General features: G+C 64.1%; 11 protein-coding genes and 2 rRNA genes. 2 read left to right on the forward strand and 11 right to left on the reverse strand.

The window, feature by feature from the left end:
• Window positions 1-69 precede the first annotated feature (69 nt).
• On the forward strand, window positions 70-1,344 hold the full coding sequence (gene hisD, locus P2T60_RS08455; RefSeq protein WP_276282116.1) for a histidinol dehydrogenase: 1,275 nt from the start codon (window positions 70-72) through the stop codon (window positions 1,342-1,344).
• Window positions 1,345-1,357: 13 nt separating this feature from the next.
• Here the strand turns inward: hisD and P2T60_RS08460 are convergent, their stop codons facing one another.
• From P2T60_RS08460 to P2T60_RS08495, 8 genes are all read right to left on the reverse strand, one after another.
• Window positions 1,358-2,107: a hypothetical protein gene (locus P2T60_RS08460; protein WP_276282117.1), complete on the reverse strand. Its 750-nt coding sequence runs from the start codon at window positions 2,105-2,107 to the stop codon at window positions 1,358-1,360.
• A gap of 80 nt (window positions 2,108-2,187) precedes the next feature.
• Complete coding sequence (locus P2T60_RS08465; RefSeq protein ID WP_276282118.1) at window positions 2,188-2,556, reverse strand: HesB/IscA family protein; 369 nt, start codon at window positions 2,554-2,556, stop codon at window positions 2,188-2,190.
• A 212-nt stretch (window positions 2,557-2,768) separates the two neighbouring features.
• Entirely contained in the window at window positions 2,769-2,978 is a 210-nt protein-coding gene (locus P2T60_RS08470; protein ID WP_276282119.1) for a dodecin, read from the reverse strand.
• A 93-nt stretch (window positions 2,979-3,071) separates the two neighbouring features.
• On the reverse strand, window positions 3,072-3,725 hold the full coding sequence (locus P2T60_RS08475) for a DUF2238 domain-containing protein (protein ID WP_276282120.1): 654 nt from the start codon (window positions 3,723-3,725) through the stop codon (window positions 3,072-3,074).
• Window positions 3,722-4,330 carry a hypothetical protein gene (locus tag P2T60_RS08480; protein WP_276282121.1) on the reverse strand — a complete coding sequence of 203 codons (609 nt, stop codon included), beginning with the start codon at window positions 4,328-4,330 and terminating at the stop codon, window positions 3,722-3,724. The genes P2T60_RS08475 and P2T60_RS08480 overlap by 4 nt, the downstream gene beginning before the upstream one ends.
• A 108-nt stretch (window positions 4,331-4,438) precedes the next feature.
• Entirely contained in the window at window positions 4,439-5,464 is a 1,026-nt protein-coding gene (locus P2T60_RS08485; RefSeq protein ID WP_276282122.1) for a metal-dependent hydrolase, read from the reverse strand.
• A gap of 251 nt (window positions 5,465-5,715) precedes the next feature.
• The gene (locus tag P2T60_RS08490) at window positions 5,716-7,179 is read right to left on the reverse strand and encodes an extracellular catalytic domain type 1 short-chain-length polyhydroxyalkanoate depolymerase (RefSeq protein WP_276282123.1); all 1,464 of its coding nucleotides are present in this window, start codon (window positions 7,177-7,179) and stop codon (window positions 5,716-5,718) included.
• Window positions 7,180-7,187: 8 nt separating this feature from the next.
• Window positions 7,188-8,180, reverse strand: coding sequence for an extracellular catalytic domain type 1 short-chain-length polyhydroxyalkanoate depolymerase (locus tag P2T60_RS08495; RefSeq protein WP_276282124.1), 993 nt, complete (start codon window positions 8,178-8,180; stop codon window positions 7,188-7,190).
• A 160-nt stretch (window positions 8,181-8,340) separates the two neighbouring features.
• Here P2T60_RS08495 and P2T60_RS08500 point away from each other — a divergent pair, with 160 nt between their 5' ends.
• Window positions 8,341-9,882 (forward strand): lipopolysaccharide biosynthesis protein, encoded by a 1,542-nt coding sequence (locus P2T60_RS08500; RefSeq protein WP_276282125.1) that lies wholly within the window; start codon window positions 8,341-8,343, stop codon window positions 9,880-9,882.
• A 2-nt stretch (window positions 9,883-9,884) separates the two neighbouring features.
• Here the strand turns inward: P2T60_RS08500 and P2T60_RS08505 are convergent, their stop codons facing one another.
• The 3 genes from P2T60_RS08505 to P2T60_RS08515 all read right to left on the reverse strand — a co-directional run bounded on the left by P2T60_RS08505 (window position 9,885) and on the right by P2T60_RS08515 (window position 14,447).
• Window positions 9,885-11,120: an ornithine cyclodeaminase, nickel-pincer nucleotide-dependent gene (locus tag P2T60_RS08505; protein WP_276282126.1), complete on the reverse strand. Its 1,236-nt coding sequence runs from the start codon at window positions 11,118-11,120 to the stop codon at window positions 9,885-9,887.
• 158 nt (window positions 11,121-11,278) lie between these two features.
• Window positions 11,279-11,400: ribosomal RNA gene (rrf, locus tag P2T60_RS08510) — 5S ribosomal RNA — on the reverse strand.
• Between the two features lie 126 nt (window positions 11,401-11,526).
• Window positions 11,527-14,447, reverse strand: a 23S ribosomal RNA gene (locus P2T60_RS08515).
• Window positions 14,448-14,510: the final 63 nt, after the last annotated feature.

Consider the following 14,510-nt stretch of genomic DNA (forward strand, 5'->3'; position numbering starts at 1 on the left):
CCACCGACTCCGAGACCGTGGTCTCGCCGGAAGGAAACCGTTTTTCGCCCGCGTTCCGAACCCTCTCCCATGAACGTTCGAAAGGTGGCGGACCTCCGGCCCGACGACCGGCGGGCGCTGTTCGACCGCGACGCGGGCATCGAGGCGGTACGCGACGACGTGCGCGACATCATCGGTCGCGTCCGCGAGGAGGGCGACGTGGCCGTCCGGGAGTTCTGCGAGGAGTTCGACGGCGTGTCGGTCGGCAACCTCGACGTGACCGACGAGGCCGAACGCGCCTACGACGAGATAGACGACGACGTGCGCGAGTCGATAGAGTCCGCGGCCGAGAACGTCCGGGAGTTCCACGAGGCCCAACTCCCCGACGACTGGCGACGGGAGTTCTCCGAGGGCCGCGAGTTGGGGCGGCGCTTCCGACCCCTCGAACGCGTCGGCGTCTACGTCCCCGGCGGGGCCGCGGCCTACCCCTCCAGCGCGCTGATGGGCGTGATTCCCGCGAAGGTCGCTGGCGTCGAACAGGTCGCGGTGGCGACCCCGCCCGCCGAGGAGATGAACCCCGTGACGCTGGCCGCGATTCACGTCGCGGGCGCGGACCGCGTGTTCAACGTCGGCGGCGCGCAGGCCGTCGCCGCCCTCGCCTACGGTACCGAGCAAATCGACTGCGTGCAGAAAATCGTCGGTCCCGGAAACAAGTGGGTCACGGCCGCGAAAGCCGAGGTGCGTGGCGACGTGACTATCGACTTCCTCGCAGGACCGAGCGAAGTCCTCGTTCTCGCCGACGAGACGGCCAACCCCGCGTTCGTCGCTTCCGACCTCGTGGCGCAGGCCGAACACGACTCCGACGCCTCGGTGGTCGCCGTGACTCACCACGAAGAGACCGCCGAGGAAATCGCCGAGGAAGTCGAGACGCAGGTCGAGAACCGCGAACGCGCCGACATCGCACGCGAGGCGCTCGAAAGCGACGCCAGCGGCGTCCTGCTGGCCCGGTCGCCGAGCGAGGCGGTCCTGTTCGCCGAGGAGTACGCCGCCGAACACCTCTCGATTCAGGCCGACGACGACGAGGCGATTTTAGACCGCATCGACAGCGCCGGGAGCGTCTTCCTCGGCCCGTACACTCCGGTCGCGGCGGGCGACTACGCCAGCGGAACGAACCACGTCCTGCCGACCACCGGACTGGCGAAGCTCACCGGCGGCCTGTCGGTCGATACCTTCCTGCGGGAGACCACGGTCCAGCGACTTGACCGGGAGGCCCTCTCGGACCTCGGCGACACCGTCACCACCCTCGCGGAGGCCGAGGGCTTGGAGGCCCACGCCGAGAGCGTCCGCAAGCGCTTCGAGGACTGAGGGCCGAACCGCCCTAGCCCCACCAGTCGTCGTCCCAGTCGTCCTCGTCACCGGTGTCCCAGTCGTCCTCGTCACCGGTGTCCCAGTCGTCCTCGTCGTCGCCCCACCAGTCGTCGGTCTCGTTTTCGTCTCCGTCGTCCCAGTCGTCGTCCCAATCGTCGTCGTCCCACCAGTCGTGCCAGTCGTCCTCGTCGTCGGACCCACGGGCCTCGCACTCGCCGTCGCCGGGGACCACGAACACGGTCCCGGCCGTCTCGTCGGGGGTCGCACCCTCGCAGTCGCCTTCGGTGAACACGCTGAACGCGGTCGAGATTCGCTCGCTGTCGGAGACGTGCATCCAGCGGTCGTCGTCGGCCGGGTGGACCTGTAACTCGGCACCGTAGGTCGCGTTTCGGTCGAAAATCGGGTCGGGCGACCACTCGTACTCCCGGCGGACCGTCCCGTTCGCGGGGACGACTTCCTCACGGCCGCTTACGTCGCCGTTCCACCACGCGACCGGTTCGAAATCGACTTCGCCCGACTCGTCGGTCTCCCTCCGGAACGGCGTGAACGACGGGAAAATCGTCCGGTCGGAGTCGGCGGGGTTCCGGTAGGTCACGGAGACGGTCGCCGTCTCGTCGTCGGTCACGTCGATTCGGCCACTCTCGAACTCGAACTTCGCGATTTCGACACCTTCGTCCGCCGTCGCACTGGCGGCCGGGGCCGCCAGTGCGACGCTACCGAGCGCCGCGAGGAATCCGCGGCGCGTTCGCTTTCGTTTCATACCGACACATACCAAATCCAATACCAAAAATATTACTCACGTTTCGGGGAATGCGAGCGTTCGTCGGCGTCTCGGCCGGGTCACGTCCGGAAACTCTCGCCACACCCGCACTCGCTGACGACGTTCGGGTTGTCCACGTGGAACCCCGCGCCCTGCAAGCCGTCTTCGTAGTCCACGACGCTCCCCTCGATGTAGTTCATGCTCGCGGGGTCCACGAACACCCGGAGGTCGTGGTGTTCGTACACCGTGTCGTCGTCTTCCGGTTCCTCGTCGAAGCGCATCCCGTACGAGAGACCCGCACACCCGCCCTGCTGGACGAACAGGCGAAGACCGGCGATGTCGGTGTCCAACTCCTCGCCTTCGAGTAGCGCGAGGGCTTCGGCGGCGGCGTCTTCCGACACCTCGATTTTCGGCGTCGGGTTCCCGTCGGGTGCGGTATCGGTACTCATATACAGGGAGATTAGGTGTCGGGGGTGTTAATCTTGACGCCGGTTCGGACGCGTCTCCGAGCGAAGGTTTATCCGCGAAGACGGGACGAACTCCCCTCGGACGCCTCGCGCGGTTCCGGGCGCGGGCGGCGCGCGGGCACTGCCCGCGCGCCGCGGGACCGCCAGTCCGACTACCCCGAGAGGGCTGAGCCTCCGGAAACCGGTCGGCGGCGTTAGCTTCGCGGTTCTTCCAACTCGAAGGCCACCGTGACTTCGGCCTGATACTCGCGGTCCGGTGCGCTCGCTATCTCGACGCCCAACTCGTCCACCTCTATCCACTTGACGTTCTCCAGCGTCCGTTCGGCCCGGTCGATGGCGTCGTCCGCGGCGGCGTCGAAACTCTCGTCGCTCGTCCCGATGAGCGTGATTTTCTTGAAAACCATGGTGCGTCTCGGGTACCACGTAGAGACGTATAAAGCTACGCGGCCAGCGACCCCGGCGCGAGGGCCGGGACTGTCGAAGTGGTCGGCAGACAGTCAGTCCGCTCGCTGTCCGGGACTGTCGAAGTGGTCGGTGAGCGCACCCACCACGTCCGAGAGGTAGGCGGTGCCCCACGCCGCGACGAGGAGACCACCTACCGTGTCGAACAGGAGGTCTTTCATGGTGTCTTCGAGTCCGAACTGGGTGAGTATCTTGTCGCTCCCCAGTAAGGTGGCGAATCCGCCGACGCCGAACTCGATGACCTCCCAGACCACGCCGAACGCAATCACGAACAGGAGGATGAACACGAACATGAACCGCGGCGGAAAGTGAACGTCGTCGGTGTGTTCGTCCAGCGCGCGGGTGGTCGCGTAGCCGATGGCCGCGACCAGCGACGACGACAGGGCGTGGGTCACGTGGTCCCACCACCAGAGCGTCGGGTCACGGTAGGGTCCGATGGTTCCCAGCGCGTGGAGGAACACCGCGGTCGTAATCCAGAGCGTGAGTCCGGCGTCCATCGGGATGTCGTAGTCGCGTTCGAGCATCGCCGGGAGGAACGTGACCGCGAGCGCGATGCCCGAGTTGACCACGATACCGACGTTTCCGCGGTCGAGACCGATGGCGAGGATGCCGACGAGTCCCAACTCCATCGCTCGGGTGAGTTGCTTCTGTCGTCGCTCGGTGATGCCGAGTCGGTCGCGGACTCTCACAGATTCTCACCGAGTTCGTCGGGCAGGCGCGTTTCGACACGTGCGAACCGGCGGAAGTACCATTCGAAGACGACCCCGGCCACTCCGCCGACGACGGTGGCGGCCACGAAGTCCCACATCAGTCGGTGTTCGCTCTGGAGGAACGCCGTCCCGAGATAGAGGTCCGAGAGCCACTGGACCACGGCCCAGACGCCAGCGGTCGCTATCGTAGCGACCACGACGAACAGCACCGCGAACCAGTGGGTCATCTCGACGGGCGTGAAGACGTGCAACTCGACGGCGACGATGAGCGCCAGCGCCGCCACCGAGAGGTAGGTCGTCACCCGCGAGGTGTACGAGAGTGTCGCCAGCGCCCGGCCGAGTATCGGGAGCGCCGCGAGGACCAACACCTCCCACGGGAGCATGACGGTCCAGTCACGGTGGACGGCGGACGGAATCAGCGCCAGTGTCGCAACGAACGCCGTGAACCCGGCCCAGAGCAAGTGTTCGTCGAGTACCTCCTCGGCCGCGACGAGTGCGAGGAACGCGACGAGTGCCCACCCGAGTCCGGCGTTCACGCGCTCGTCTTCTACAACCCGGTCGAGCGTGCCCGCGCGACGTGCCATGTCGTGGCGTAGACAACCGGGGATAAGAAAGGTTCGGGTGTCGAGACGAACTCTCTGCAGGTAGCGCCGGAGTCGTCGGCGTTTCGCGGATGGTCACCGACCCGAAACTCACGGGAGCGGATACACCACGTAGACCAGCGTGTAGGTCAGCGCGGCCACGCTGACGGCTGTGAGACCGGTTATCACCCACGTCACGGCCTCGTGAAAATCCGCCGACATCATCGGCCGCGAGGGAAGCAGGTTCGGTGCGACCCCGACCGCACCGACCGCCAAAATCGAGAACACGAAGTGGTAGGACACCTCCATCGTCGGCGCGGGCATCGCCACCGCCGCGATAGCGTAGGCGACTCCGAACGCCGCGCGCGTGTCCACGTGCGAGAGGACCCGGCGGTCGGTCGCGCGGAGGTAGACGTACCCCGCGAGCCAAATCGTCCCCAGTTCGACGCCGAACACCGCCAGCAGGTTGAGCGTCGGGTCCGACAGGAGGACGACGCGTTCGGTCAGGAGTCGGAAGTCCAGCGGGTAGAGGAACCGCGGCGGCGCGCCGGTGAACACGTCGCCGAACGGGTGAGTGAGCAGGCCGACCAGCGCCGCGGCGAACACCGCCCGCGGTCCGAAGTCGGTCGCGCGCGAGGCGACGGCGGCGACGGCGAGACCCGCGACGAGGAACGCGAGCATGACCGCGCCACCGAGCAGGCCGCTCTCGACGTACGCGACGGCGGCGAGTCCGGTCACGAGCGAGACGGCGACGAGTCGTGACCAGTTGCCCGCCGTGGCGTCGGCGAGGCGGGGGTCGTCGGTCACGTTGCCGCCGTCGGTGGCGTAGGTACGATTACCGCCGCGGCCGACGACGCTCGCGGCGAAGGCTACCGCCGCGATGACACCGACGACGAGCGAGTGGGTCACGGCCCGGTGGACGACGTGGGAACTCGACCAGAACGCGTCGGTCATGGTCCAGACGCTCGCGAGACCCACCTGCGCCAGTCCGAACACCGCGTAGAGCATGTCTACGTCGGGGACCGCCGCGAACGCGCCCGCGACCAGACCGAACGCCAGCGCGCGCTCTCGGGACCACCACCGCGCCGTCACCGCGGTAGCGACGGCGAACGCCAGCATCGCGTGGCCGACCATCATGGATACGACCGTTGACGCTCGGGAGATATAAGCCTCTCCCCCCGTGAGAGTGATTCTCAGTGACGACGGGCGAGTGGGACAGCGTTTTCGTCTGGGTTGCGACGAGAGGCTGGGATAGGAATCCTCGAAAAATCTCGTTCCGTTCAAAGGAAATCAGAATATTGCTCGAAGTCCGAAGACGGTACCGTGCCGAGGACGGCCGCGGCACACGCCGCGGCCGTCTTCGACAGCGACCTACCGTCCGGCGCGCTTCAGCAACTGTCCACGATTTCGTAGTAGCCCTCCGAGGTCTCTTTCAGCGTCGTGGTCTCGAAGGTGTTGTACAGGCCCATGTTCTGGTCGGAGCCTTCGGCGTAGGCGTAGCTTCCGTCGGTCCACGCCCGACCGTTCTGGACGTGCGAGTAGTTGTCGTCGGTGCCGCAGTAGCCCTCGAAGCTCCCGCCGCCGACCGAAACCGTCACCGAGTCGGTGTCGGTCGCGCCCGCGTCGTCGGTCACGGTCAGCGTGACGGTGTAGTCTCCCGAGGAACTGTAACTGTGGCTGGCGGTCTGCCCGGTCGCGGTCGCATCGTCGCCGAAGTCCCACTCGTAGGAGGCGATGGACCCGTCGGAGTCCGACGAGTTCGACCCGTCGAACGAGACCGTCTCGTCCACCGCGGGGTCGGTCGGGTTGGCGCTCGCGGAAGCGGTCGGGGCCGCGTTGTCGTCGTCGCCGCCGCCCGAACTGCCGTCGAGGGTGAACCGACTGAAGAAGTCCCAGATGATTTGGCTGGCGTCGGGACCGCCCGGCGCGGTGTAGGACCCGCCGGAGGCACCGCCGGACCACGCGTGGCCCATGCCATCGACCTTGTACTTCTCGACCCAGACGGTTCCGGCGTCGTCGGCGTACTTCTTCCGGGTGTAACTCAAACTGTCGCCCGACCCGTTTATCGTCTCGTCGGCGGTGTAGTCCAGATTGTCGTCGTCGGTGCCGTCGAGTGCGAGGTCGTTGGTGACGGTCGCTCGCTCGGTCTCCTCGTCGCCGTTACAGGGGTAGACCGTGTAGTCGTCGGTGCCGTGGAACACGATGGTCGGCACCGGCCGGGTGATACCGTGCTGTTCCATCCGGTCGTAGGCGTGTTGACCCTCCTCGGACGGGGACGGACCCGAACTACAACTGGACATGTACATCGACCCGTCCGATTGGGTCTCGGCCACGTCGTACATCAGACCGGAGTGGACCCCGCCCGCGGCGAACACGTCGGCGTACTCCACGACGAGGTTCGGGACGAACGCCGCGCCCGCCGAGAATCCGGCGGCGTAGACCCGCGAATCGTCGATAGCGTGGTCGCCTTTCACTTGGTCCACCATGCCCTTGATGAGCGCGAGTTCGCCGTTGCCCCGCGTCGTGTTGGCGTCGTTGAACCACTGCCAGCACTCGTTGAAGTTGGCGCTGGTGGTCTGGTCGGGGTAGATGACTACGAAGCCCTCTTGCTCGGCGACCTGATTCATCTGGGTCTCGTCTTTGAACCCGTCGGGACTCTGGGTACACCCGTGGAGCATCACCACCAGCGGAAGTTGCGTCGAACCGTCGGCCACGGTCGGGACGTACTTGGTGTAGGTCCGACCGCTGTAGGTCTCGGAAGTGTAACTTCCGGCCGCGCCCGCGGCGACTCCGGCGAACGCCGCCGCGCCCGCCGCGCTTCCGAGCGACTTCAGCAGGGTGCGTCGTTGCATCTCCATCGTCACTCACTCCGCGTCCAGCCTTTGAAGAAGTCCCACATGATTTGGCTGGCGTTGGGACCGCCCGGCGCGGTGTACTCGCCGCCCGAGGCACCGCCGGACCATGCGTGGCCCATGCCGTCGACCATCCACTTCTCGACCATCGACCGGCCGTTCTCGTCGTGATACTCGTAGGAGGTGTAACTGTAGGAGTCCGAGTAGCCGTCGTTCACCGCGTCGGCGTCGTAGTCCATCCCGTCGTCGTCGGTGTCGTCGGTGGCGAGGTCGTTGGTCTGGGTCGCCTGTTCCGTGGCCTGATGGCCGTTGATAGGGTAGACCGTGGTGTCGTCGGTGCCGTGGAACACGATGGTCGGGAGGTTGCTCGTGATGCCGTAGTCCTCCATCGCTTCGTAGGCTTGCGTCCCTTGGTCCTGCGGGTCGGGACCGCCGTAGGTCATCGCCATCGTGCCGCCGTAGGAGGTTTCGGCCGCGTCGTACTCCAGTCCGGAGTGGATGCCGCCCGCGGCGTAGATGTCTGCGTACTCCGCGAGCATGTTGGGGACCATCGCCGCACCCGCCGAGAGACCCGCGATGTAGACCCGCTCGGGGTCCAACCCTTCGGCCTCGACGGTCTCTTGGGTCATCCCGGCGATGACCGCGGCCTCGCCGTCGCCGCGGGTGGTGTTCGCGTCGTAGTACCAGTTCCAGCACTGGTAGGTGTTTCTGGCGTTGTACTGGTCGGGGTAGATGACGGCGAAGCCCTCGCGGTCGGCCACCGCGTTCATCTGGGTCTCCTCGCGGAACTGGTCTGCGGTCTGGGAACACCCGTGGAGCATCACCACGAGGGGGTCGCCAGCGCCGACCCCATCCGGAACGTACTTCCAGTAGTCGAAACCGCTGTAGTAGTGGTTCGTGTACGACCCAGAGGCCGCGGCAGTGCCAGCACTGCCGAGGACGGTTGCCGCACCGACTGCGCTTCCGGCCGATTTGAGGAACGTTCGTCTATCGTAGTTCATGACGTGACACGAGGTACCACGTATCGAACGATAATCTAACCATAGGTTAATATGTAAATACAAACCAAATACCTAAAACAAATAATACGCTCGGCGCGATGCCGCGGAAACGGTCGCCCGACACCAGCGGATTTATCCACCAGTTGGGGCAAGTGCGCCCGTGGCTTCCGATTCGAACCGGGCCGACGACCCCGCGGAGGCGCGCCTCGAAGACGCCCTAGAGCGAGTCGCCCACGGCGCGACCGTCTCGGTACCGGCCATTCTGGTCCAGCGAGGGTTGACGCTGGCGTTCACCGCCATCCTGACCAACGGATTCGCGGCGAGTTCCTACGGGGCGTTCGCGCTGGCGCGACGACTCCAGCGGTTCCTCCTCCGACTCACGCTCGGATTCCGGAGCGGTTTGAGCCGATTTCTGCCCAACGCGGCGTCGGACGACGAGCGTGACGCCCTCGCCACGTTTGCGAGTCTGCTGTTGGTCGGGGTCGCCACCGCGTTCGGGGTCGCGCTGTTCGCGGCCGCACCGCTCGTGACCGAGGCGGCCAACGAGGGACCGACGTTTCGACTCCTCCTGCGCGTGTTCGCGGTCGGACTCCCCGCGGGAGTGTGGCTGTTCACCGTCACCGAGGTTCTCCGAGGCATCGAAGCGGTCGGCCCGCTGAACCTCGCGCTCCGGGTCGGCTTTCCGACCGCGCAACTGGTCGTCGGTGCAATCGCTACCTACGTGTTCGAGGACCTCGCGGTGGCCGCGGTTGGCGTCTTGGCCGCCATGGGACTGGTCGGGGTCGCGGCCGCGATTTGGCTGGTCCGCGAACGCGGGTTCCGACCGCGACTCCGCGGGGCCGAGGCACGCCGACTCCGCCGGAAGTACCTGCGGTTCACGCTCCCGCTTTTCCTCGGCGGGTTCGCCACGACGACCCAGCGACTCGGCTTCTACCCGCTCATCGCGGTGTTCCTGTCGAGCGTCGCCGGCGGGGTGTTCGCGGTCGGAGTCCTGTTGGGCACGCTGGTCCGACTGCCCCTGATGGGCATCAACCAGTTCATCCCGCCGGTCGCGGCGGCGCTCAACGAGGAGGACCACCGCGAGGCGCTGAAACGACTCTACCACGTCACGAGCAGACTCGTGCTAATCGGTGTCACCGCGCTCTCGATTCCGGTCGTGGTCTACCGGGAAGCGGTGATGGGACTGTTCGGCCCGACGTTCGTCAAGTACGCGCCGCTCCTGCCGGGGTTCATCGTCGCGCAGTACGCGGCCTGCGCCGCTGGAAGCGTCGGTATCCTGCTGACGATGACCGACAACCAGCGGGCGCTACTCGTGGTCAACGTCGTGATTACCGCGTTTCTAGCCGTGACCGCGATTCCGCTCACGAGGCGATTCGGGTTGGCGGGGTTGGTCGCGGGTTACGTCCTGATGCTCACGGTGAACAACGGGCTAGAGGTGGCGGTGCTGTACTATCTCGAAGGACTTCAACCGTTCACGCGACTCCACGCCAAACCCCTCGTCGCGGCGATACCGCTGGCGGCGGTCGCTCTCGGCGTCAAAGCCGCGGTTTCGGGGGCCGCCGCTCCGGTCGTCGGGAGCGTAGCGGGACTAGTCGCGTACGCCAAGTCGCTCCAACTGCTCGGGTTCACGCAAGTCGAGCGACGACTCGGCGCGACGCTGGTCAGTCGGTATCGAGAGGCGTTGGCCGACGCCCGAGGGTGAGACTACGACTCGTCCAGAATCTGGTCCGCGAGCGTCGGGACGAACGTTCCCACGTCCGTCACCATCCCAATCGCTTGGGCGCTCCCGCGGTCCAGCAGTTGGGTCACCGTCGCGGGGTTGATGTCCACGCAGACGACGCGGGTGGTCGAGGGCAAGCAGTTACCGACCGCGACCGAGTGCAGGAGCGTCGAGAGCATCACCACGAGGTCGGCCTCATGTGCTTGTTCGCGGATGGCGTTCTGGGCCTCCACCGAGTCGGTGATGGTGTCGGGGAGCGGACCGTCGTCCCGAATCGACCCCGCGAGGATGTAGGGCACGTCGTTCTCGACGCACTCGTACATCACGCCCTCCTCGACGAGTCCCTGCTCGACCGCCTCCTCGATGCCGCCCGCACGGATTATCTCGCTGATTGTGTAGATGTGGTGTTTGTGGCCCTTTCGAGGGCTTTCGAGCGTTTCCACGTCCATACCGAGCGAGGTGCCGTACTGACCGCGTTCGAGGTCGTGGACCGCGAAGCCGTTGCCCGCAGAGAGCATGTCTACGTAGCCCTCACGGACGAGGCGCGCCAAGGCGTCGCCCGCGCCCGAGTGAACGACCGCAGGCCCGGCGACTGCCAGCACCGACCCGCCGTCGGCTTTGGTCTCCTCGATAGCGTCGGCGATTTCCCTGATGAGTGACTCGGAAGGTCGCTCGGCCGAGACGCCGCCCTGCATGAATCCGAACGGACTGTTCGAGTCCCGCGGTCGCTCGGGCGGGTCCACGCGGACGCCCGCCTCGTCGGTCACCACGAGGTCGCCTCCGTCGATAGCGTTCAGAACTTTCGTGTACGCCCGTGCGCCACCGTCGGCGTCGGGGTCCACGACGATTGCGCAGTCCATCTCGACGTTCTCGACGGGAAGCCACTCGCCGTCGTATCTGACCTGCGTCGGATGGTTCGTCGTGGAGTAGAAGCCGTGAGGGACGACTTGGTTCGCGGGCGCGGGTTCGAGCGTCGCGTCGGGTGGGTCCGGGAGGTGGGCACCGCTCTGGTGGAGTTCGTGAAGGATTTCCCGAAGCGACTCCTCGTCGTCGGCCGTCACCAACATCCGACAGTACGACTCCTCGTCTTTGTGCTTGCCCACGTCGAAGACTTCCACGTCGAAGTTGCCGCCGAGGTCCATCACCACGCCGAAACACCGCTGCATCATCCCCGAGTCGATGATGTGACCCTCGAGTTCGACTGTGCGTGCGACTGTCATCGTCTGGTGGACGGAAGGACGAGTCATGAACGTTGCGTTGGTCGGTGGCCGTCGCAGACGGCCACCGACCGGCCGACGATAGCCGTCGCTACGCGGGCGTGGTTCAGAATGAACAAACCCCGCGACGGCGGGATGCCGTCGCGGGGTCTGATATGAATGGGAGGCGGCGAATCGGGGTTTCCAGAGGCTCGCGCACTCCAGTACTTGCCGAAACGCAGGCGGGCTTAACTTCCGTGTTCGGGATGGGTACGGGTGTCGCCCCGCCGCTCTGGCCGCCTTAACGCCGACTCGCGGAATCGAACCGCGAACCATGTGTCCAACGTCGGTAGTTCGATGGTGTGACCGTATGTACGTGCAATCCAGATAGCGCCTGGACCCGACTTTCCGGGTGCAGTGCGGCAATATGAGTGTGTGGCGTTGACCTGTTAGTGCTCGCGGACTGAACGTCTCGTTGCCTCGACGCGTACATCCCGAGTCTATCGAACTCGTCTTCTACGAGTGGTCTCGGTTGGTATCTCTTTTCCAGGTGGGTTTCGAGCTTAGATGCGTTCAGCTCTTACCCCGTGTCACGTGGCTGCCCGGCACGCGCTCTCTCGAACGACCGGTAAACCAGTGGTGACCAATCGGAGTTCCTCTCGTACTATACGATCGTTCCCGTCAGATACCGTAACACCCCCAATAGATAGCAGCCGACCTGTCTCACGACGGTCTAAACCCAGCTCACGACCTCCTTTAATAGGCGAACAACCTCACCCTTGCCCGCTTCTGCACGGGCAGGATGGAGGGAACCGACATCGAGGTAGCAAGCCACTCGGTCGATATGTGCTCTTGCGAGTGACGACTCTGTTATCCCTAAGGTAGCTTTTCTGTCATCTATCGCCCGCATCAAGCAGGCTGATAGGTTCGCTAGACCACGCTTTCGCGTCAGCGTCCCTTGTTGTGCAGGACACTGTCAGACTTCCTTTTGCTCTTGCGCTCTGTTCCGCGTTTCCGACGCGGATGAGGAAATCTTGGGGCACGCTCGATATCTTTTCGAGCGTGTACCGCCCCAGTCAAACTGCCCGGCTACCGGTGTCCTCCTCCCGGAGTGAGAGTCACAGTCACTAACGGGTAGTATTTCAATGTTGCCTCGGTGGCCCGCTGGCGCGGGTACCTGTGTACTGGCTCCTACCTATGCTGCACATTAGCGACCGTGTCTCAGCGACAGCCTGCAGTAAAGCTCTATAGGGTCTTCGCTTCCCCTTGGGGGTCTCCAGACTCCGCACTGGAACGTACAGTTCACCGGGCCCAACGTTGGGACAGTGACGCTCTCGTTGATCCATTCATGCAAGCCGCTACTGAAGCGGCAAGGTACTACGCTACCTTAAGAGGGTCATAGTTACCCCCGCCGTTAACGGGTCCTTCGCCCCATTGTACTGGGTGTTCAGATACCCGCACTGGGCAGGATTCAGTGACCGTACGAGTCCTTGCGGATTTGCGGTCACCTATGTTGTTACTAGACAGTCGGAGCGTCCGAGTCACTGCGACCTGCCTCTATGTGAGGCAGGCATCCCTTATCGCGAACTTACGGGACTAACTTGCCGAATTCCCTAACGTCGGTTGTTCCCGACAGACCTTGGCTTTCGCCGCCAGAGTACCTGTGTCGGATCTCGGTACGGACGCTATGCTCCCTTTTCACGGGCCCTAGGTAGCATCAACTTGCGCTATTTCCGGATTCGTTCGCTTCGTGCCGTTACGGCTTCCACGAAGTTCTCGGATTTGACCGGGCGAAAGCCCGGCTTGATGGTTCCCAAGGCGTTGGTTTTGTTGCATAGCGGCACAGGAATATTAACCTGTTTCCCTGTTGTCTCAGTCGAGTTGCGGTGAGACTTAGGACCGGCTAACCCTCGGCTGTTCAGCATTGCCGAGGAACCCTTACTCGTAAGGTCGTCGGGGTTCTAACCCGACTAACGCTGCTACTATGACCAGGATTTTCGTCCCTATTCGGTCCACACGAACTCTCGTCCGCGCTTCCGTCCGAACAGAGTGCCAACCTACTCGATCACCGTGTTACGGGTGCGGCTAGGTCTCGGTGGTAGACTTGAGCCCCGATCATTTTGGGCGCCTCAAACCTCGGCCGGTAAGCTGTTACGCTTTTCTTAGAGGGTAGCTGCTTCTAAGCTCACCTCCCGGCTGTCTAGGGCTTGAGACCACCTTCAGATTGCACTTAGTCTACACTTTGGGACCTTAACCCAGCTCTGGGTTGTTCCCCTCCTGGTGCACAGGCTTACCCCGCACACCGGATTCCCCGCGTCGACGGCGTTCGTAAGTTTGGAGTTTGACAAGGGGGCCGACTTCTCTCGAAGTCGGCGCCCCTAATCGGTCGCTCTACCTCACGAACTACCTCGGCGGAGGTCATGCTTCGACATGTTTCGGTTGGAACCAGCTGTTGCCAGATTCGATGGGCCTTTCACCCCTACACGTAGGTCACGGGAGGGTATTGTAGGACACCATCCCTAACAGGCCTCCACGTGGCTTTCGCCACGCTTCACCTTGCCCACGCGTAGATCATCTGGTTTCGGGTCGCATCCGAATGACTCCCCGCCCTTGAAGACGGCGGCCCTCGCCTGTGAAGGCTGCGGCCATGTTGGTTTCCCTGTGCCTGCCCGGATACACCGGTTAGGCTCGCCAGTCAGATGCACTCCCTGGTTCGTTTTTCAAAACGTACGACAGAACACCGGCTTCCTACGATTCTTACTGTGGGTTTGCACCCGTGTCATTTTTCGCAGGACCTTGTGTGCCCTGTCGCTCCATCGCCAACTGATTTCAGGCTCTGTTGCACCTCCCGTTGTGGGGTGCTTTTCAGCGTTCGCTCACGCTACTTGTTCGCTATCGGTCTCGAGACGTGTTTAGTCTTCGCGGTCGATGCCCGCGATATTCACGAGGAATTTCCAATCCCCGCTACTCTGGAGCTGACGCACGCCGTACTGAGTCTCGTTACGGGGCTTTCACCCTGTATCGCGCTCCGTTTCAGGAGACTTCACGAGACTGGTCGAGCGATGAGTGTCAGTCCGAACACCACATTGCCCGTGAGGGCTTCGGTTTGGACTGGGTCGTTTTCACGCGCGGTTACTCACGACATCTCTTGCGGTTTCTTTTCCTGCCGGTACTGAGATGTTTCAGTTTCCGGCGTTCCCCATTGCGCGAAGCAATTGCGGTGGGGATTCCCATTCGGAAATCCTAGGTTCTTTGCCTCCGTGCGGCTCCCCTAGGCTTATCGCAGCTTGGCACGTCCGTCGTCGGCGCTCGAGCCGAGCCATCCACCAGCTGGCACAGTAGCCACGCTGTTGGAATTGTTGGTCGCACTGTGACCCGGTCGGTCGGATCCAGTGGACGCCTGGATTGCACGTA

The organism is Halorussus caseinilyticus (genome assembly GCF_029338395.1).
Classification (GTDB): Archaea; Halobacteriota; Halobacteria; order Halobacteriales; family Haladaptataceae; genus Halorussus; species Halorussus caseinilyticus.